Source organism: Sorangium sp. So ce1153, assembly GCF_051521595.1.
Taxonomy (GTDB): domain Bacteria; phylum Myxococcota_A; class Polyangia; order Polyangiales; family Polyangiaceae; genus Sorangium.
Genome location: NZ_CP150361.1, coordinates 2,430,021 through 2,447,277 on the forward strand (window position 1 = coordinate 2,430,021; position 17,257 = coordinate 2,447,277).

At 74.2% G+C, this 17,257-nt stretch carries 12 protein-coding genes; 7 read left to right on the forward strand and 5 right to left on the reverse strand.

Annotated features, from left to right (window positions below; all coding sequences use genetic code 11):
• Window positions 1-12: 12 nt before the first annotated feature.
• Entirely contained in the window at window positions 13-2,445 is a 2,433-nt protein-coding gene (locus WME85_RS08435) for a sulfatase-like hydrolase/transferase (protein ID WP_437836868.1), read from the reverse strand.
• A gap of 531 nt (window positions 2,446-2,976) precedes the next feature.
• Here WME85_RS08435 and WME85_RS08440 point away from each other — a divergent pair.
• On the forward strand, window positions 2,977-4,938 hold the full coding sequence (locus WME85_RS08440; RefSeq protein ID WP_437836870.1) for a redoxin domain-containing protein: 1,962 nt from the start codon (window positions 2,977-2,979) through the stop codon (window positions 4,936-4,938).
• A complete protein-coding gene (locus tag WME85_RS08445) occupies window positions 4,935-5,816 on the forward strand; it encodes a hypothetical protein (RefSeq protein WP_437836872.1) in 882 nt (293 codons plus the stop codon). The genes WME85_RS08440 and WME85_RS08445 overlap by 4 nt, the downstream gene beginning before the upstream one ends.
• A 94-nt stretch (window positions 5,817-5,910) precedes the next feature.
• Here WME85_RS08445 and tsaA read toward each other — a convergent pair whose 3' ends face one another.
• Both tsaA and WME85_RS08455 read right to left on the reverse strand, forming a co-directional pair.
• Complete coding sequence (tsaA, locus tag WME85_RS08450; protein WP_437836875.1) at window positions 5,911-6,318, reverse strand: tRNA (N6-threonylcarbamoyladenosine(37)-N6)-methyltransferase TrmO; 408 nt, start codon at window positions 6,316-6,318, stop codon at window positions 5,911-5,913.
• A gap of 6 nt (window positions 6,319-6,324) precedes the next feature.
• Complete coding sequence (locus WME85_RS08455; protein ID WP_437836877.1) at window positions 6,325-6,699, reverse strand: hypothetical protein; 375 nt, start codon at window positions 6,697-6,699, stop codon at window positions 6,325-6,327.
• Window positions 6,700-7,408: 709 nt separating this feature from the next.
• Between WME85_RS08455 and trpD the strand changes: the two genes are divergently transcribed.
• From trpD to WME85_RS08480, 5 genes are all read left to right on the forward strand, one after another.
• Window positions 7,409-8,452 carry an anthranilate phosphoribosyltransferase gene (gene trpD, locus WME85_RS08460; protein WP_437842254.1) on the forward strand — a complete coding sequence of 348 codons (1,044 nt, stop codon included), beginning with the start codon at window positions 7,409-7,411 and terminating at the stop codon, window positions 8,450-8,452.
• Window positions 8,445-9,953: a bifunctional indole-3-glycerol-phosphate synthase TrpC/phosphoribosylanthranilate isomerase TrpF gene (gene trpCF / locus WME85_RS08465; protein WP_437836879.1), complete on the forward strand. Its 1,509-nt coding sequence runs from the start codon at window positions 8,445-8,447 to the stop codon at window positions 9,951-9,953. Before trpD ends, trpCF begins: the two co-directional genes overlap by 8 nt.
• A gap of 62 nt (window positions 9,954-10,015) precedes the next feature.
• Window positions 10,016-11,209 (forward strand): tryptophan synthase subunit beta, encoded by a 1,194-nt coding sequence (gene trpB, locus WME85_RS08470; RefSeq protein WP_437836881.1) that lies wholly within the window; start codon window positions 10,016-10,018, stop codon window positions 11,207-11,209.
• 11 nt (window positions 11,210-11,220) lie between these two features.
• Window positions 11,221-12,030, forward strand: coding sequence for a tryptophan synthase subunit alpha (trpA, locus tag WME85_RS08475; RefSeq protein ID WP_437836882.1), 810 nt, complete (start codon window positions 11,221-11,223; stop codon window positions 12,028-12,030).
• A 146-nt stretch (window positions 12,031-12,176) separates the two neighbouring features.
• Window positions 12,177-12,596, forward strand: coding sequence for a hypothetical protein (locus WME85_RS08480; protein ID WP_437836884.1), 420 nt, complete (start codon window positions 12,177-12,179; stop codon window positions 12,594-12,596).
• Between the two features lie 4 nt (window positions 12,597-12,600).
• Here WME85_RS08480 and WME85_RS08485 read toward each other — a convergent pair whose 3' ends face one another.
• Complete coding sequence (locus WME85_RS08485) at window positions 12,601-13,371, reverse strand: hypothetical protein (protein WP_437836887.1); 771 nt, start codon at window positions 13,369-13,371, stop codon at window positions 12,601-12,603.
• A gap of 286 nt (window positions 13,372-13,657) precedes the next feature.
• Window positions 13,658-17,140: a BamA/TamA family outer membrane protein gene (locus WME85_RS08490; protein ID WP_437836889.1), complete on the reverse strand. Its 3,483-nt coding sequence runs from the start codon at window positions 17,138-17,140 to the stop codon at window positions 13,658-13,660.
• Window positions 17,141-17,257: the final 117 nt, after the last annotated feature.

The following is a 17,257-nucleotide window of genomic DNA, read 5'->3' on the forward strand; positions in this document are numbered from 1 at the left end:
CTCGCGTAGACTCTACTGCGCGGGAGACTCGAGGGCGGATAACTTTTCGCGGAGCCGCACAACGTCGTCGGGGCGCTCGACGGAGAGGTCGCGGGTCTCACCGGGGTCGCGCTCGAGATCGAAAAGGAACAGCCGGTCGCGCTTCTTGCGGTGGGCGACGAGCAGCTTGAGCTGCCCATCGATGAGCGCCGACCGGCGGGCGGTGCGGGCGAACACAGGGCCGCGGGGGGCGCGGTCGGCGCCGGTCGCGATCGCGGCGAGGGAGCCGCCCTCGACGGCCGTGGCCTCGGCGCCGCCGAGCTCGAGGACGGTGGGCGCGATGTCGACGGTGCTCACCGGGTGGGGGTAGCGGGCCGGGGCAGCGCCGGGGAGGGCGACGACCAGCGGGACGCGGATCGCCTCCTCGTAGAGCTCGACGCCGTGCCCCACAGGGCCGTGCTCGCCGAGCCCTTCGCCCTGCGCGCCGTGGACGATGACCGCGGTGCGGCCCGCGCGCGGGCCCCTCGCGACGGCGTCGAGCAGCGCGCCGAGCTGCCGGTCGACGTAGGCGATCTCGCCGTCGTAGGCGGCCGTCCTGCCGGAGCCGAAGCGGATGCCGGGGTGGGCGAGGTAGCGCTCGTGCGCGTCGAAGAGGTGGAGCCAGAGGAAGACCGGCTGGGGGCGCTGGGCATAGCCGTCGAGGAGCTCGATCGCCTTGCTCACGGCGAGGTGGCCGGTCGCCTCGCGCTCCGGGTGGGCGTCGCCGTAGACGGTCTCGAAGCGGTCGAACCCCTGATCGAAGCCGCGCTCCTGGCTGATCCACATGAACGAGCTGACCGCGGCGGTGAGGTAGCCGGCGCGCTTCATGCGCTCGGCGAGGGTGTCGTTCTCGGGCAGCAGCGTGGGCCACTCGCGGCGGTCGCGCGCCGCCCGGTTCAGGCGGCGGCCGGTGACGAGGGGCGAGAGGGCCCGCTGCGTCTCGCTCGAGGCGGCGTAGGCGCGCTCGAACAGCGCGCCGCGGGCCGCGAGCTCGGCGAGGCGCGGGGTCGTGTCGCGGCCGTAGCCGTAGGCCGACGTGTGGTCGGCGCGGACCGTGTCGAGGGTGACGAGGAGGATGTCGGGGCGCCGCTGGGCGGGCGAGGCGGCGGGCGCCGGCGCGGCGGGAGAGGGCGCGCCGGCGGAGGTGGCTGCGGCCGGCGCGGTGTCCGCGGCGGTCCTGGTCAGGACGGCCGGGACGACCGCGCCGCGATCGTCGCGCGACGCGGGCGCGGCGGCGGCGGGCGCGCGCCGGGCCGGGACGGCCGGCGAGGCGTCGGCGTCGGCAGGCGCGGCCGGCGAGGCGTCGGCGTCGACAGGCGCGGCCGCGAGCGCCCTGGCAGGGCGCGGGGCGTCGCCCTGGGCATGGTCGCTGCAGTCCTGATCGATGCCGTCGCCCGGGATGTCCAGCGCGCCAGGGTGCCGGGTGGGGTCGCCCTCGTCGCAGTCGCTGCCGCCGAAGTGCGAGCCCATCCCGTCGCCGTCGCGGTCGGTCCACCGCTCGAGGGCGCCGAAGAGCGTGGCCGCGAGCCCGCCGCCGGCGCGCACGGCCTGGCCGAGCGGAGGAAACGACTCGACCCGGGCGGTCGCGGTCATGAGGACCAGGGCGGCGAGCGGGACGCCCGCGAGGCCGGCGATGCGGCCGACCGCGGCGCTGAGGTCGACGCTGGAGACGAGCGCGGTCGCCACGAGCGCGATGGCGCCATCGACGATCGCGGCGCGCACGGCGGCGCCGGCGTCGCCGGGCGTGTGGTTGCCCGCGAAGGCGGCGAGGGGGGCGAAGGCGGCGATGAGGGGCAGGACGCCGATGGCGGCGCCGGCGACGGCGAGGATCCACGGCTTGACGCCGCGGGCGGCGAGGCGGTCGCCGAGCGCGACGAGGCGCTGGGTGAGGAGCGCCGCGGCCACGACGCCGGCGAGGCCGAGGACGCCGAAGGTGGCGCCGGCGAGGCCGCGGTGGTGGGTCGTCGCCTTGAGGAGGGCGGCGAGGGCGGCGAGCACGGGTAAAGCGACGCCGATCCACAGGGCGACGCGGAGGACGGCGAGCCGCTCGCCGCCCGCGCCGACGATGCCGCGGAAGCCGCGGCCGGCGGCGCGCGAGAGGATGAGCGCGAGCGTGACGAGCGGGAGCAGGACCGCGGCGCCGACGAGGAGCCCGTCGAGGAAGGAAGCGCCGGCGCGGGCGGTGCGCAGCGCGGTGGGGACGGCGGAGAGCGACGCGACGCCGAGGCCGAGGACGCAGGCCTCGCCGAGGCGGGTGGTCCAGGCGCTGCGGCGTGGCGGCGGGGGCGCGGACCGCCCCGGCGGGGGGACGGACCGCGCCGGCGGCGAGCTCGGGTGGGCGGGCGGCCCGCTCGGCGCTCGCGGCGGGACGCTGTCATGAGAGCCGGCGGCGCTCGGCGGCGGAGGACCTGGTTCGGCGGTGATCATGGGCACACAGGGGGGAGGGCCGCGCGGCGCCTCGCGAGAGGCCTGTCGCGCCTGGCCGCGAGGTCGTGCGCCCTGGGGATGACGGGGCCTACCATCGGCGGGCGGGGCCGCAAAGTATCCTGCGGGACTGGACGGCCGGGGAGGGCGGGGGCGCGCGCAACGTGCGCAGCTCGAGGTCGCTCGCCGCCGGCGCGCGCGGCGCGTGCAGCTCGAGGGGGCGCGCTCCCGGAAGCCGGGCGGCCACGGCACGGTGGACGCGCCGTGCCGCTGCCCGCGCGCGAGCTCGCCACGAGCGCGGGCCTGCTGGCCATCCCCGAGGCGCAGCGCTTCCACGAGATCATCGACGGCGAGCGTCCTTGATGGAGGTGCCAGTCGCGTCCGGGCGGGATCGTGCTTTGCAGGGGTCGACCCCGCCCCGACCCCGGTTTCCCCTTGCCCGGGGGGTCGTCGTGGCCGTTATTCTCCCAGCGACACTGCCAGTTTTTCTTGCTGAGCACTCCTCCTCTTCGCCTCGAGCCAAGGAGCAACGTCATGACGCTGCTGCGACGTCGCGCTGTCCTCCCCGCGCTGGTCATGGTCGCCTCGTCCGCTTGCGGGGGCGATGACACCGTGAGCGGGACCGGGCTGTCCTGCGGCCCCGGCACGATGGAGGCCGGCGGCGCGTGCGTGCCGGCGGCGGCGAGCCCGGAGGTCACCTGCGGCGAGGGGACGGAGGAAGTCGACGGGGAGTGCGTCCCGACCGCGCTCGCAGCTGGCCATTTCCTGAGCCCGCTGGTGCAGCTCCAGAGCCTGCACGAGGTGGGGAGCCACACGGACGAGGTCCGGGTCCGCGACGACGGTCTGCTCCTCAATTGCAGCTACACATTCAACGTCATCGACGCGGAGGACCCCGCTGGCATGGAGCTGCTCGCGGGGGGGCTCAAGCACTCCATCCTCGACGACACCCGCACTCCCGGCTGCAAGCACCTCGCGTGGGACGACGACCTCGTCTTCACCACGCACCTCGGCAATATCCGGAACCCGGCCTTCCTCAGCGGCTGGGACATCAGCGATCCCGAGGCACCGGCGCAGCTCCATGTCCTTCAGGAGCCGGGGGTCAGCTATGAGGGCGTCGACGTCGCGAACCACAACATCTTCGTGGGGCTGCACGGAAATGGGCTCGGCGTCTACAACTACGACGGCGCGGTCGGGTTCACGCGCGTCGGGAGCCTGGGTGGCTTCACGAACGCGTGGGGCGTCGCCGCGCGCGACAACCAGGTCTTCGTCGCCGACGGCGTGGACGGGCTCGTCACGGTCGACGCGACGGACCCCGCACGGCCGATCGAGCTCGGTCGCGTGGCCACCGGCGGCCAGGCCAAGGGGGTCGTCGTGGACGGCGACCACGCCTATGTGGCAGCGGGCTCGGCGGGCGTCGCCGTGGTCGACGTCTCGGATCTCGCGAACCCGGTCGTGGTCGGCCGCGCAGAGATGCCCGGGACCCCGCTCCGCCTGGCGTACTCCGAGCACCGCCTCTTCGTCGCCGCGTGGAACGACGTGCGCGTCTATGACGTGTCCACGCCCGCTGCCCCGACCTTCATCGCGGCGGTGCGTATCCCGAGGGAGTTCGAGTACGAGGATCCGGATCGCGAGCTCCCGACCATGCGCACCTTCGGCGTCGCCGCCCGGGGCCGAGACGTGTTCATCGGCACCTGGGAGAACCCGTATTCCTACCGCCTCGAGCCGGACCGCCTCGCACCCAACATCCGCCTCCCGGAAGCTGCTTCCCGGATCGACTTCGGCCCGGTCGCCATCGGGGACAGGAGGACCCTGCCGCTGGAGGTCACGAACCAGGGGACGGCGCCGCTCACGCTGGTGGACAGCTGGATCAGCGGCTCCGCCTTCAGCGTCGCGCCGCGCCAGGCCCGGATCGAGCCTGGCGGGAAGATCGAGCTCGAGCTGACCTACGCCGCGTCGGCCGGGGATCCGGAGATCGGCTATCTCCACATCGTGTCCGATGATCCCGCGGCCCCGGTGCGCAAGGCCTACCTCGTCGGCAACGCGCCCGGCGTGAGCGTCGGCGGGCCCCTGCCCGCGACAACGGGCACGATGCTGGACGGCACGACCTGGACCTCGGAGGAGTCGGCCGGGAGCGTCCTCTTGCTCACCTACTTTGCCACCTTCTGCCCGGTCTGCGCCAACCACCTGCCCGACACCGAGGAGCGGTTCTGGCGGAAGTACAAGGACCAGGGCCTGCAGGTCGTCGCCCTCAACCCGAGGGAGCCGGTGGAGCAGATCGGCCAGGTGCAGGCGTACTGCGACAACATCGAGATCACCTTTCCTGTCGGGCTCGAGGAGACCGCGAGCACCTATGCCGCCGTGACGTCGAGCTTCCCCGGACCGAACCCTTTCCCGGTCGACGTGATCGTCGGAAAGGACGGCATCGTCCGGTACGCCAGCCACGAGTACGACCCGGATACGATGACGGCGGTCATCGAGCAGGCGCTGGCCGAATGACGAGCCGCGCCCTGCTCCTGCTGGCCGCGCTCATCACGTCCGCTTGCGACGGCCGCTCGGTCGGCGGGGCGGGGGACGGCGGCGGGGCGGGGGACGGCGGCGGCGCGGCGGTGGGCGGCGGCGACGGGGGTGATGGAGCGACGGGCGGCGGCGCCGCGGCGGGCGGCCCTGGCTCGGGTGGTGGTCCGACGGGGCTGGGCGTGACCGGCGCGCTCGCGGACGAGGCGGGGAAGCCGATCGGCGGTGCCCCCGTGCTGTTCTGCAACACCACGGTCTGCTACTCGGATCGATCGAGGGCGGATGGTCGCTTCACCTTCGAGTGCGACGAGGAGCTGCCCGTCGACTTCGTGGTGAAGTCGCTGGAGGAAGCGGGGGCGACGCCGCGCCGGGGAGTGACCATGTTCCCGCTGCGCTTCCGCGACGCGGGCACCGTGGACGCGGGAACGCTCCTCGTGCCGGATCTGCCCGCGGGCGCCATCCTCGGCCCGAGCAGCCGCGATCCGCAGACGCTGGAGGTCGGCGACGGCCTCCAGCTCACCGTGAGCCACGCGGATCTCGCCGCGCCGCCCGGCGTATCGCTCCACGACATCGCGGCCCGGCGGATCCCGCCGGAGCATGTGCCCCCGCTCCCCGAGCTGGGCGGAGAGGAGATCGTGGCGGTCTATGCGCTCTACCCGTTCGCGACGACCAGCGGCTCGCCCATCGGGGTTCAGGCCCCTTCGGAGCTGGCGCCCGGGACGCCGGTGAGCTTCCGGAGCATGAGTGAGTACGACGGCAAGCTCTCGGCGCCGGTCGCCGGTGAGGCCGACGGCGCGTCCGTCAAGACGGCGCCGCGCTCCGGGATCGACGAGCTGACCTGGCTCGTGATCTCCAGATAACGCGGACACCGGAGGCAGGCGCGCTGCGGATGAACGGACGCGCGCGACGCGCGCAATACCAGCGCGTCACGGCGTCCGGTCGGCGCGCGGCTCCTCACTTCAGTACCGGCTTGATGTCGACGACCGGCGTTCCGTCGATGGCCTCGATCGGGCCGACGCGCAGGCGGTTGCCGTCGACCGCGCGCACGACGACGGGGTGAAGGCCGAGCGGGTTCGGCCTGTCCGGGGATCGCGTCGCAAAGACGCCTGTGAGCGGATTGCGCGCGTCGGACCGCGGATGGACGCGGAGGACGTCGCGACCTGCCTGGTGAAACCACGTGATGACGAGGAGCTCGTCGTCGGCGGCGAGGCCCTGCAGTCCTTCCGCCGCCCACGGGTACACCTCGATCCAGGCGTCGGGCGCCCCCTCCGAGCCCTGTCTTGGCGCTTCGCTGCGGCGCGTGAGCTCGGATGAGATCACGCCGATCGGCCGCAGCCGAGCTTCTAGCGACGCATCCTCCATAAGAGCTCAGGACCGGCGCGCCGGTTCGGCGAGCCAGCGGATCAGCGCATCGCCCTCGAGGTCGAGCCACGCGTCGTCAACCTCGCCCGGCCCGAGCGCGCGCGCCCGCTCGACGATAGCGCGCTCCTCCTCGCTCGTGGGTCGCCGCCCGACCCGCCGCGCGAAGAGACGGCCGAGCAGCTCGGTGATCGCCGCCTCACGCCCCTTCTGCTCGGCTTCGAGGATCATCTCCCCGATGATCGGCGTGCGCCGGAGCAGCCCTTCTTCCATGTCCTCCACCATCGTCATGAGCTCCTTTTGCAGAGTGTGCCCCCAGGGGTCGATGGTCGCCAGCACCAGGAGAGCCGTGTACAGCTCCGCCCGCTCCTCGCCCGCGCGCATGCCAGCGCGCGGAGCGCAGGATGACCGGGACCCTCGCGTATCTGGTGCGCTCCGGAGGGTGGCGGCGCCATGGCGGTTGCGGCCTCGCCGCCATCCAGATCGGCGACTCGTGGGCAGCGCAGCGCTGTCGCCGAGACACTCCTCTCTTCCGAGCGACGACGAGATGGCCTGACAGCGGACCGAGCCCGCCGAGCATGGATATCTCCCGCCGCGCCGATCCCGACACCGCGTCTGTCCCGCACACCCGACGCCGCCCGCGCGGACACCCGCCAGGCCGCTGGACCGGCAGGTCGACCAACAAGACCGAAGACCGGCAGAACCAGCGAAGCGGAAACCGCAGCGAACCCGCTTGACCCCCCGCGCGAACCCAAGCTATGTTTCGCGCATGCATCGCGCGCTCACCGCGTCCTGCGCTCACTCCGGCTCCGAGGGGCTCGTCCTCGGCACCGCCGTGCGCGCGGCCGCCCAGGTGGGATCGCGCGCGGCAGGGCTTCGCTGGTGGCGCTGGTGGTCTACCGCGGCGGGCCCTCACGACGGGTAATGCGCCTCCCAACGGGGAGGACGACCTGAAGGAAAGAAGAAAGAGGGCCCGCCGAACAACGGTGGGCCTTTTCGTTTTTGTCCGCTATGCAGGGCGCCGCAGTCCGACGCTCGAGTCTCGAGGAGCAGTGTCTGCCAGAACGGCCGTGAACATGAGGAGCGAACCATGATGCATGCAGTGATCGATGCGCTCTGCGCGGGCGTCGACCTCTCCGCGGAGCAGACCGAGGCGCTGTTCCGCGACCTCGTCGCCGGGGCGCTGACCGAGATCGAGCTCTCGGCGCTGCTCGTCGCGCTCAAGGCGAAGGGCGAGACCCCCGCCGAGATCGCGGGCGCCGCGCGCGCGCTCAGGGGGGCGTCGGCGCCCTTCGAGCGGCCCCCCTACGCCTACGCCGACTGCTGCGGCACCGGCGGCGACGGGCAGTCCACCGTCAACGTGTCGACGGCGGTCGCCTTCGTCGCCGCCGAAGGCGGGCTGCCGATCGCCAAGCACGGCAACCGCTCGATCTCCTCGCAGTGCGGCTCCGCCGACGCGCTCGAGGCGCTCGGCGCCCGGCTCGACCCGCCGGCCGAGGTCTCGCGCCGGGTCCTCGACGAGGTCGGGTTCTGCTTCCTCTTCGCGCCGCAGTACCACGCGGGGCTCCGCCACGCGATGCCCGTGCGCCGCGCCCTCAAGGTCCGCACCATCATGAACCTGCTCGGCCCGCTCGTGAACCCGAGCGCGCCGCCCATCCAGGTGATGGGCATCTACGATCCGGAGCTCGTCACCACCGCCGCCCGCACGCTCGGGATGCTCGGCTGTCAGGCGGCCCTGGTCGTCCACGGCGGCGGGCTCGACGAGATCGCCCTGCACGCCCCGACCCGGGCGGCGCGGCTCCGCGACGGCGTCGTCGAGGAGCTCACGATCGACCCCGCCGACGCCGGGGTCGCGCCGGCGCCGATCGAGGCGCTCCGGGGCGCCGGCCCGTCGGCGAACGCCGCGTGGCTCCGCAACCTGCTCGCCGGCCGCGGCGAGCCCGCGCACGGCGACGCCGTCGCCATCAACGCGGGCGCGCTGCTCTGGATCGCCGGGCGCGCCGACAGCCTGAGGGAGGGGACGGCCGTGGCGCTCGACGCGCTGCGGTCGGGGCGCGCCGGCGAGCGGCTCGCGCGCTTCGTGGCGCTGAGCCGGGAAGCGTCCCAGGAAGCACGGAAGGAGGCGCACCATGGCTGAGCAGAGCAATGTCCTCGCGCGCATCGTCGAGCGGAAGCGGGCGGACGTGGCCGAACGCGAGCGGCGGACCCCGCTCGCCGACCTCAGGACCAGGGCCGCGCCCACGTCGCGGAGCCTCCGGCGCGCCCTGTCCGCGCCGGGCGCGCGGTTCGTCCTGGAGTGCAAGAAGGCCTCCCCGTCCGAGGGCCTGATCCGGCAGGACTTCGACCCGCACGCCGTCGCCGCCGCGTACTACGGCGTCGCCGACGCGGTGAGCGTGCTGACCGACGAGCCCTTCTTCCAGGGCAGCTTCGAGATCCTCCAGGCGGTGCGCGCGGTCCTGGACGTCCCGATCCTCTGCAAGGACTTCGTCGTGACCCCGTACCAGGTGGTCGAGGCGCGCGCGCACGGCGCGGACGCCATCCTGCTCATGCTGTCGGTGCTGGACGACGCGACGGTGCTCCGGTGCCTGGGCGCCGCGGAGGCGCTCGGCATGGACTGCCTCGTCGAGGTCCACGACGACGCGGAGCTCGACCGCGCCCTCGCGCTGCCGGCGCCCGTGATCGGCATCAACAACCGCGATCTCAAGACGCTCAAGGTCGATCTCGCCGTCTCGGAGCGGCTCGCCCCGCGCGTGCCGGCCGACCGGATCGTCATCGCGGAGTCGGGCGTCGAGTCGCGCGCCCACGTGGACCGGCTCGCGCGCTCGGTCGACGGGTTCCTGGTCGGCACGTCGCTCATGCGCAGCCCCGACATCGCCGACGCCGCGCGCGCGCTGGTGAACGGCCGGGTGAAGGTCTGCGGCCTGACCCGGCCCGGCGACTCGCGCGAGGCGGAGCGGCTCGGCGCCCGCTTCGGCGGCCTCGTCTTCGCCGAGGCCTCGCCGCGCCGGGTGACCCGGGAGCAGGCCGAGGTCGTCGTCGCCACCGCCGGGGGGCTCCCCTTCGTCGGCGTTTTCCTCAATCAACCCGCGAACTTCGTGGCCGACACGGCGCGCGCGCTCGGGCTCCGCGCCGTGCAGCTGCACGGCGACGAGGACGCCGCGTTCGTCGAGGGCCTGCGGCGCGCGCTCCCCGAAGGGTGCGAGGTCTGGAAGGCGGTCCCGATGGCGCCCTCGGGCGACGCGGCGGGCGCGGCCGGCAGCCCCGGCGCGGCTGGCAGCCCCGGCGCGGCCGGCGAGGGCGCGGCCGGCGAGGGCCCCGAGGTCGAGCGGAGCGCCGACCGGCTCGTCTTCGACACGCGCACGGCCGAGGCGCGGGGCGGCACCGGCCGGACCTTCGCCTGGAGCGCGATCGCGGGCCACCCGGCCCGGCCCCGGAGCCTGCTCGCGGGCGGGCTCAACCCGGACAACATCGACGCGGCGCGGCGGGTGGGGGCCTGGGCGCTCGACGTGAGCTCGGGCGTCGAGAGCGGGCCCGGCGAGAAGTGCGCCGACCTGCTCGTGCGGCTGTTCGACGGCGCGCGCGGGCCCTCGCGCCACGGCCCCGACCCCGCGGCCCCGGCGGACCGCGCTTCCCCCTGACCGCGTCCCCCACTCGTCCACGACGCACAACACCACGCACACCGACGATCGAGGCAATCACCATGCAGCAAAGCGGTCGCTTTGGCGCCTTCGGCGGCGCCTATGTCCCCGAGATCCTCGTGCCCGCGCTCGAGCAGCTCGAGCGCGCGTACCTGGAGGCGCGCGGCGATCCGATGTTCGCGGCGGAGTTCAACTCCCTGCTGACGACCTACGCCGGCCGCCCGACGCCGCTCACCCTGTGCCGCAACCTCACCGGCGACCCGCGGGTGAAGGTGTACCTGAAGCGCGAGGACCTGCTCCACGGCGGCGCGCACAAGACGAACCAGGCGCTCGGCCAGGGCCTGCTCGCGCGGCGCATGGGCAAGAAGCGGCTCATCGCCGAGACGGGGGCAGGCCAGCACGGCGTCGCGACGGCGATGATCGGGGCCCTGCTCGGGATGCCCACGCGCATCTACATGGGGGCGAAGGACGTCGAGCGGCAGCGGCTCAACGTCTTCCGGATGCGGCTGATGGGGGCCGAGGTGGTGCCCGTGAGCTCGGGCACGCAGACGCTGAAGGACGCCCTCAACGAGGCGCTGCGCTACTGGACCGAGAGCTACGAGGACACGCACTACCTGATCGGGACCGTGGCCGGGCCGCACCCGTTCCCCACGATCGTGCGCGACTTCCAGTGGGTCATCGGCCGCGAGGCGCGCGCCCAGATCCTGGAGACGGAGGGGCGCCTGCCCGACGCGGTGGTCGCGTGCGTGGGCGGCGGCAGCAACGCGATGGGCATCTTCTCCGAGTTCATCCCGGACCAGGGCGTGGCGCTGATCGGCGTCGAGCCCGCCGGCCACGGGCTCTCGACCGACAAGCACGGCGCGACGCTCCTCAAGGGCCGCCCGGGCGTGCTGCACGGGTCGGAGACCTACATCCTCCAGGACGAGCACGGGCAGGTCGCCGAGACGCACTCGGTCTCGGCGGGGCTCGACTACCCCGGCGTCGGGCCGGAGCACGCGCACCTCATGACGTCGGGCCGGGCGACCTACGTGGCGGCGACCGACGACGAGGCGCTCGACGCGTTCCAGAAGCTCGCGCGGAGCGAGGGCATCATCCCGGCATTCGAGTCGGCGCACGCGATCGCGCACGCGCTGAAGATGGCGGCGGAGGCGGCGCAGGCAGGGCGCGAGACGGTGCTCGTCGTGAACCTGTCGGGCCGCGGAGACAAGGACATGGAGCAGGCGCAGAAGCTGCTCGATCCCGGGAGGTCGACATGAGTCGGGAAGCGATGACGACGCGCTACGATCGCGCATTCGATCGGCTGCGGCAGCGGGGCGAGGGGGCGTTCATCCCCTTCCTGATGCTCGGGGACCCCGACCTCGCGACGAGCGCGCGGCTGCTCCGCGCGGCCGTCGAGGGCGGCGCGGACGCGATCGAGGTCGGGATCCCGTTCTCGGACCCGATCGCGGACGGCCCGACCATCCAGGCCGCCGCCGTGCGGGCGCTCGGCGCCGGCGTGAGGCCGGCCGACTGCATCGAGCTGCTCGGCCGGTTCCGGGCGGAGGCGCCCGAGGTGCCGGTCGGCATCCTGACGTACGCGAACCTGGTGAAGCACCGCGATCTCAAGGCGTTCTACGCGTCGGTGGCCGCGGCCGGGGTCGACAGCGTGCTCGTCGCCGACGTGCCCGTGCGGGAGTCGGAGCCCTACGTGGCGGCGGCGCGCGCGGTGGGCGTGGCGCCGGTGCTGATCGCGCCCCTCAACGCCTCGGAGGCGACGCTGCAGCAGCTCTCCGAGCGGTGCGCCGCGTACACCTACTGCGTGACGCGCAAGGGCGTGACGGGGGCGGACGACCAGCTGAGCCTCAGCCACGGGAACCTCTTCGAGACGCTGCGCCGGTTCGGCGCGCCGCCCGCGGTCCTCGGGTTCGGCATCTCGAAGCCCGAGCACGTGCGCGACGCCCTCGCCGCCGGGGCGTTCGGCGTGATCAGCGGGTCCGCGGTCGTCCAGCGGGTCGCGTCGAACCTCGGGGATCCCGAGGCGGCCGCGCGCTCCGTCGCGAGCTTCGTCCGGGAGATGAAGGCGGCCACGGCGCGCTGACCGCGGCGCCCGGTCGCCGTCCCCCTGGACGGCTCGCCGCGGGGCCCGCCGCGCTCGCTGCAGCGGCCGGGCGGTTCGCTGCTCGCCGCTTCCGCGCGGCGGCGATCCTCACCAGGATGGCCCCCGCCCACCCCCAGGAGGCGTCCATGCGGCTGACCACGAACACGACAGCGCTCCTCGCCGCCGCGGCCCTCGGCGCCGCCACGGCGCACCTCGAGGCCGCCGGCGCCCTGCTGGAGGCGCCGGTCGAGGCCGCCGGCGCCCTGCTGGAGGCGCCGGACGCCCCTGCGACCGCCTCCTTCCACCTCACGGCCGGCCCCGTCTCGATCGCGCTCCACGCGGCGGTGCTGGGCGGACGGCGCGAGGGGTCGCCGGCGCGCGTGCCCGCCTGCGCCGACCTGGTCATCGGCGTGGCGGTCCCGGACCTCGGCCTGCGCGCCGTGCACCGCGTGAGCTACGCCGCGCCGGAGCGCGACGGGGGCCGACAGCGCGCCGCGGCCCGCCTCGCCGGGGCGCTCGCCGGCGCGCGCCTCCGCGCGTCGCTCTCGTGGCAGGCGGCGGGCTGAGCGCTCACGGGCACGCGACGCCGCACCGGAGCTGCGAGAGCGCGGTGCACGACGCGTCCCAGTCGAACGTGCAGCAGTAGCTGTCTCCCTCGTCCTCGTCGCACACGTTGGCGACGCAGCTGCTGCACGTGGGGTCGAGCGCCCCGCCCGCCTCGCAGAGGTCGTGCGCGCACCCGCAGGCCCGCCCGCAGGCGGCGGCGAGGCCCTCGACGCAGTGGGCGTCCCACGCGCTCATGCAGCACGCGGGGTCCGCCGCGCACAGCGCGGTCACGCACGGGTCGCAGCCCGCCACGAGGGGATCCCCCTCCTCGCACGGATCGTGGCTGCAGTCGTCCGGCGGGCACGCGCCGCAGTCGGCGGCGCACGCGTTGCAGGTCTCCCGCAGGGGCTCGCACGTGCCGTCGCCGCAGACGGGCGGGCACTCGCCGCAGTCGCCCGCGCACGAGTCGCACGTCTCCGGCGCCTCGCAGCGGCCGTCGCCGCAGCCCGGCGCGCAGGCCTCGCAGTCGCCGGGGCAGCTCTCGCACGTCTCGCCGGCGTCGCACCGCAGGTCGCCGCACACCGCCGCCCCGCCGGAGCTGGTCGACGCCCCGCCGCCGCCGGCCCCGCCGTGGCCGCCCTGTCCCTGTCCGCCCTGTCCGCCCTGTCCGCCCTGTCCGCCGCCGCTGGACGCGCTCGCCGCGCTGCTCGGCGCGGCGCTGTCATCCCCGCAGCCGAAGGTCGTCAGGGACGAAGTCAGGGCGAGCAGAGCACACGCACGGAGAGAGCGGTTCATCAGGGGAGCCTCGTCGTCTTGAGCTGGGGGAGCTGCCGTTGCGCCCCCGCCGTCGCTGAGCCGCCGAGAGCGCGTCCAGTGTCGTGGGGGCGAACGATCCTAGCGTCGCCGCTGGACCAGCCTGTCAGGCATTTGCGCCGGGGTGGCGAGCGCTGGCCGGGCCGATGGCGGCCTGAGCAGCGCCGAGGCGCGCTGGCGCGGCGCGTCCGCGGCGCGCCGTGGGATCCCGATCGTCGGCGCGGCGCGCGGCGCGCAGCGCGCGGCGCGCAGCGCGCGGCATCGCCGCTCAGAAGAGCCCCACGGAGAAGTGGAGGGCGCCGTCGATCTCGTCGAGCTCGTCGCGCGGGTCGAGGTTGAGGCCGTAGTCGAAGGCGAGGGGGCCGATCGGGGTGTTCACCCGCAGCCCGGCGCCGAGCCCGTAGCGGAGCAGGCGCGGGTCGAGGTTGACGTTCCTGGCCCTGATCCAGAGGTTGCCCGCGTCGAGGAAGAGGCCGAGCTGGAGCAGATCGGTCAGCGGCACGCGCAGCTCGGCGCGCGGGTTCACCATCACCGTCCCGCCGCGGGGGATGTCGTCGGTCGAGAGCGTGGCCCCGTCGGGGAGCACCTTCCTCGCCTCCTCGATCCCGTCCTCCGGGTACAGCGACTCGGCCAGGTGCGAGCGGAGCGAGTCGACGCCGCCGAGGAAGAAGAGGCGATCGGGGTACGTCCCGCTGTTCGTGACGAGCGGCTGGATGTAGCCGCCGGACAGGCTGAGCGCGAGGGTGAGCCCCGATCGGCGCGCCAGCGGGATGTAGCCCGACACGCGCCCCGTGAACCGGAGGAAGTGGCTCTCGGGGAAGCTCGTCGTGTCCCCGACCGAGTCGAACACGTCGAACGCGTCGACGTGCTCGACCCCGCCGGACAGGAGGAAGCCGCGGGTCGCGGCGAAGGGGGTGTCCCGCGTGTCCCAGGACGCGTCGACCCGCTGCGCCAGGGCGATCGTGCGGCCCTCGGGCATGCGCAGCTGGTTGAGGATCTCCCGCTTGCCGGCGTCCGACTCGCCGAAGAAGTCGACCTTGTTCAGCTCGGTGGAGAAGGCGAGCTGCGCGGTCACGGCGCGCCGCGGCCGGTACGTGAGCGCGGGGATGAGCGCGTCCTTCGTGAAGCCGAAATCGAGCTGGTTGTCGCGCACGTCGACGCCCGACAGCGACAGGCTGACCAGCGGGCCGAGCCCGATGTCCGGGAGCGTGACCGAGATCGTGTTGCGGCGCTCCAGCTGATCGGCGTCGTTGAGGACCTGGTAGTGACGGCGCGCCGCGGGGTCGACGACCATGAACTCGAACAGGTAGCTGAGCTGCACGCGCATCGTGAGGCCGACGGCGAGGCCGCCGATGTTGCGGTGCCCGTACTCGAAGGCGAAGCGGACGCCCTCGCCGGTCGAGAACCCGATCGCCGGGTTGAGGTACTGCGGCAGCTGCTCGACCACGTGGATGATGACCCGCTTGTTCTTCTGCGGGATGTCCGGGTCCTCCAGTGCGATCGACACGCTGGAGAAGGGCCCGAGCGTCGCGATGCGCTCCTCGCTCAGGCGGGCCTGCCCCTGCCGGAAAGGGGCGCCCTCGCGCAGCAGCACGCGGCGGAGGATGAGCTGCTCGTCGGTCCGGACCGCCCCCTTGACGACGATGCCGGTGACGATCACCCGGTCCCGCTCCGACACGATGAACCGCGCGCGGGCGCGCGTGCGGTCGGGGGACGGCTCGATCGCGGCGCGGACCTCGGCGAACGCGTAGCCGAGATCGCGGTACGCATCGAGGATGCGCAGCCGCGCGGCGTCGAGGGCGAGCGTCGAGAGGGGCTGTCCGAGCTCCAGATCGGCGATGTCGCTGAGCCAGCGCTCGCTGAACGGGCGCTCCTCCGCGCAGGTGGTCCGGTCGCGCTCGCTCAGGCCGACCTGCCCGCAGAAGCCCTTGTTCCCCTCGAAGGCGAGGTCGTAGAGCTGGGTCTGCGGGCCGGGGTGGACCGGGATGCGGAGGGTCACCTCGGGGGCGCACGCGATGTGCCGCGCGGGGTCGGGGCGGCAGGTGAGGGCGGCGGGGACCGGCGGCTCGGGCAGGGGGAGGCCGAGCGCGTCGGTGCGGCACTGCGCCGTGACGCGCTCGGCGACCGGCTCGGGGATGCAGGCGCCGGGCGGGGAGCGGCGCGAGCAGGTGGCGCGGATCACGGACACCGGGCCGATGGAGGCGTTGAGGTAGCCCTTGCTGAAGTAGAGGTCGCGCACGTGCTTGAGGGCGCGGTCGTAGGTCTCCGGCACGTACGTCATCGCCGGGATGAGCTCGACCGGGCGGGCCCGGCCGCCGGCGCCGCGGGTCGGGCCGAAGAGGTCCGCGACGCCCCGCGGGTCGGGGAGCGTGAAGACCTCGCCGGGCAGGTCCTCCTCGAGGAAGCTCTCGATCTCGCGGCCGAGGTCGTCGGCGCTGAGGGCGCCCGTGAGGCAGGGGAAGACGCGCTTCGTGACGCGCACCTGCTCGTTCTCGCGGACGGTGAAGGTCAGGTACCGGACCGGGTCCTCCGGCCTGCCGCCCAGCGCAGCGGTGACCTCAGCGTCGAGGAAGCCGCGCGCGACGTAGAACGATCGGAGCTTGTCGGTGAGGTCGCTGGGCTTCGTCTCGGTCGTCTCGCCGAGGCCGAGCGCGTCGTCGTCGAAGGCGCGGTTGCCGTCGAAGGCAGGGACGATGCGGGCGCCGGGCTCGAGGTAGACGTAGAGGTAGTTGTTCGGGCCGACCGCGAGCAGGCGGTGGGAGACCCGGGCGTAGTGGAAGCCGCTCCGGCGGAGCAGGTCGGTCATCTCGCGGTCGGCGTCGGCGAGGGCGGGCTCGTCGACGCGGGCGCCGGCGCCGAGGGGGTAGCTGTCCTTGAGCGCGCCGAGCTCCTTGTCCGCGCGCGGCGCCACGACGAAGACGCGCTGGGAGACGACGCGCGGGGCGCCGGCCTCGATGTTGAGCGCGAGGACGATCGCGGACGGGTCGTCGGTGTCGACCGCGCGCACCGTGACCGCGGCCGCGGGGTAGCCGTGCTCCGCGTAGAAGGCCCGGACGCGGGGGCCGATCCCGGCGAGCGTCGCGGCGGTGATGTCGCCGTCCTCGGAGACGCCGGCGGCCTTGAGGGTGTCCTGCCGGTCGAGCGCGCTGCCGGTGAGCTGGATGGTCGCGATGCGCCGGCGCGGGACGACGACGATCCGGAGCGCGGCGCCGTCGGGCACCAGGCTCGCCTCGGCCGACGCGCGGGCGAAGTTGCCGGAGGCGAGCAGCTCGCGCATCGCGCGGCGCGCGGCGTCGAGGCTGAGCGGCTCTCCGAGCTCGACGCTGGCGACGGGCGACGCGCTCTGCCAGCGGTCGCCCACGGCGACGACGTCGATGCGGACGATCGGCTTGCCGGCGAGCTCTCCGAGGGCGATCGGCGGCTGAAGCGACGGCACGTCGGTGGCCTCGGTGCTCGCCGCGCCCGAGGGCGCCGGGCGAGCCTCGACCTGGTTGGCCTCGACCTGGTTGGGGGCGGGGTTGGCCTGGGCCTGGTTGCCGGGGTTGACCCCAACCTGGTTGGGGTTGGAGTTGCCGGGGTTGACCCCAACCTGGTTGAGGTCGGGGTCGGCCTGGGCGAGGGCGCCGGGGTTGGCCCCAACCTCGTTGGCCTGGATCGCGGGCGCCTGCTGGGCGCGCGCGGGGACGGCGGTCGCGCCGAGCGGCAAGAAGCCGAGCAAGAAGGGAATGAGGGAAGGGCGAAAGCGGGCCATCAGGCGCGGAGCGCCGGGGGACGAAACCGAAACGAACCGGCGCCGGCTTGCACGAGGAGCGCAGCGTAGCCCGGTTGGGCGGAAAGTGGGCAAGAGGCCGCCCGCGCGGCGTTCGTG

Coding starts and splice junctions, on each gene's coding strand:
- WME85_RS08435 (WP_437836868.1), bottom strand. CDS start 2,445: ATGATCACCGCCGAACCAGGTCCTCCGCCGCCGAGCGCCGCCGGCTCT.
- WME85_RS08440 (WP_437836870.1), top strand. CDS start 2,977: ATGACGCTGCTGCGACGTCGCGCTGTCCTCCCCGCGCTGGTCATGGTC.
- WME85_RS08445 (WP_437836872.1), top strand. CDS start 4,935: ATGACGAGCCGCGCCCTGCTCCTGCTGGCCGCGCTCATCACGTCCGCT.
- tsaA (WP_437836875.1), bottom strand. CDS start 6,318: ATGGAGGATGCGTCGCTAGAAGCTCGGCTGCGGCCGATCGGCGTGATC.
- WME85_RS08455 (WP_437836877.1), bottom strand. CDS start 6,699: ATGCGCGCGGGCGAGGAGCGGGCGGAGCTGTACACGGCTCTCCTGGTG.
- trpD (WP_437842254.1), top strand. CDS start 7,409: ATGCATGCAGTGATCGATGCGCTCTGCGCGGGCGTCGACCTCTCCGCG.
- trpCF (WP_437836879.1), top strand. CDS start 8,445: ATGGCTGAGCAGAGCAATGTCCTCGCGCGCATCGTCGAGCGGAAGCGG.
- trpB (WP_437836881.1), top strand. CDS start 10,016: ATGCAGCAAAGCGGTCGCTTTGGCGCCTTCGGCGGCGCCTATGTCCCC.
- trpA (WP_437836882.1), top strand. CDS start 11,221: ATGACGACGCGCTACGATCGCGCATTCGATCGGCTGCGGCAGCGGGGC.
- WME85_RS08480 (WP_437836884.1), top strand. CDS start 12,177: ATGCGGCTGACCACGAACACGACAGCGCTCCTCGCCGCCGCGGCCCTC.
- WME85_RS08485 (WP_437836887.1), bottom strand. CDS start 13,371: ATGAACCGCTCTCTCCGTGCGTGTGCTCTGCTCGCCCTGACTTCGTCC.
- WME85_RS08490 (WP_437836889.1), bottom strand. CDS start 17,140: ATGGCCCGCTTTCGCCCTTCCCTCATTCCCTTCTTGCTCGGCTTCTTG.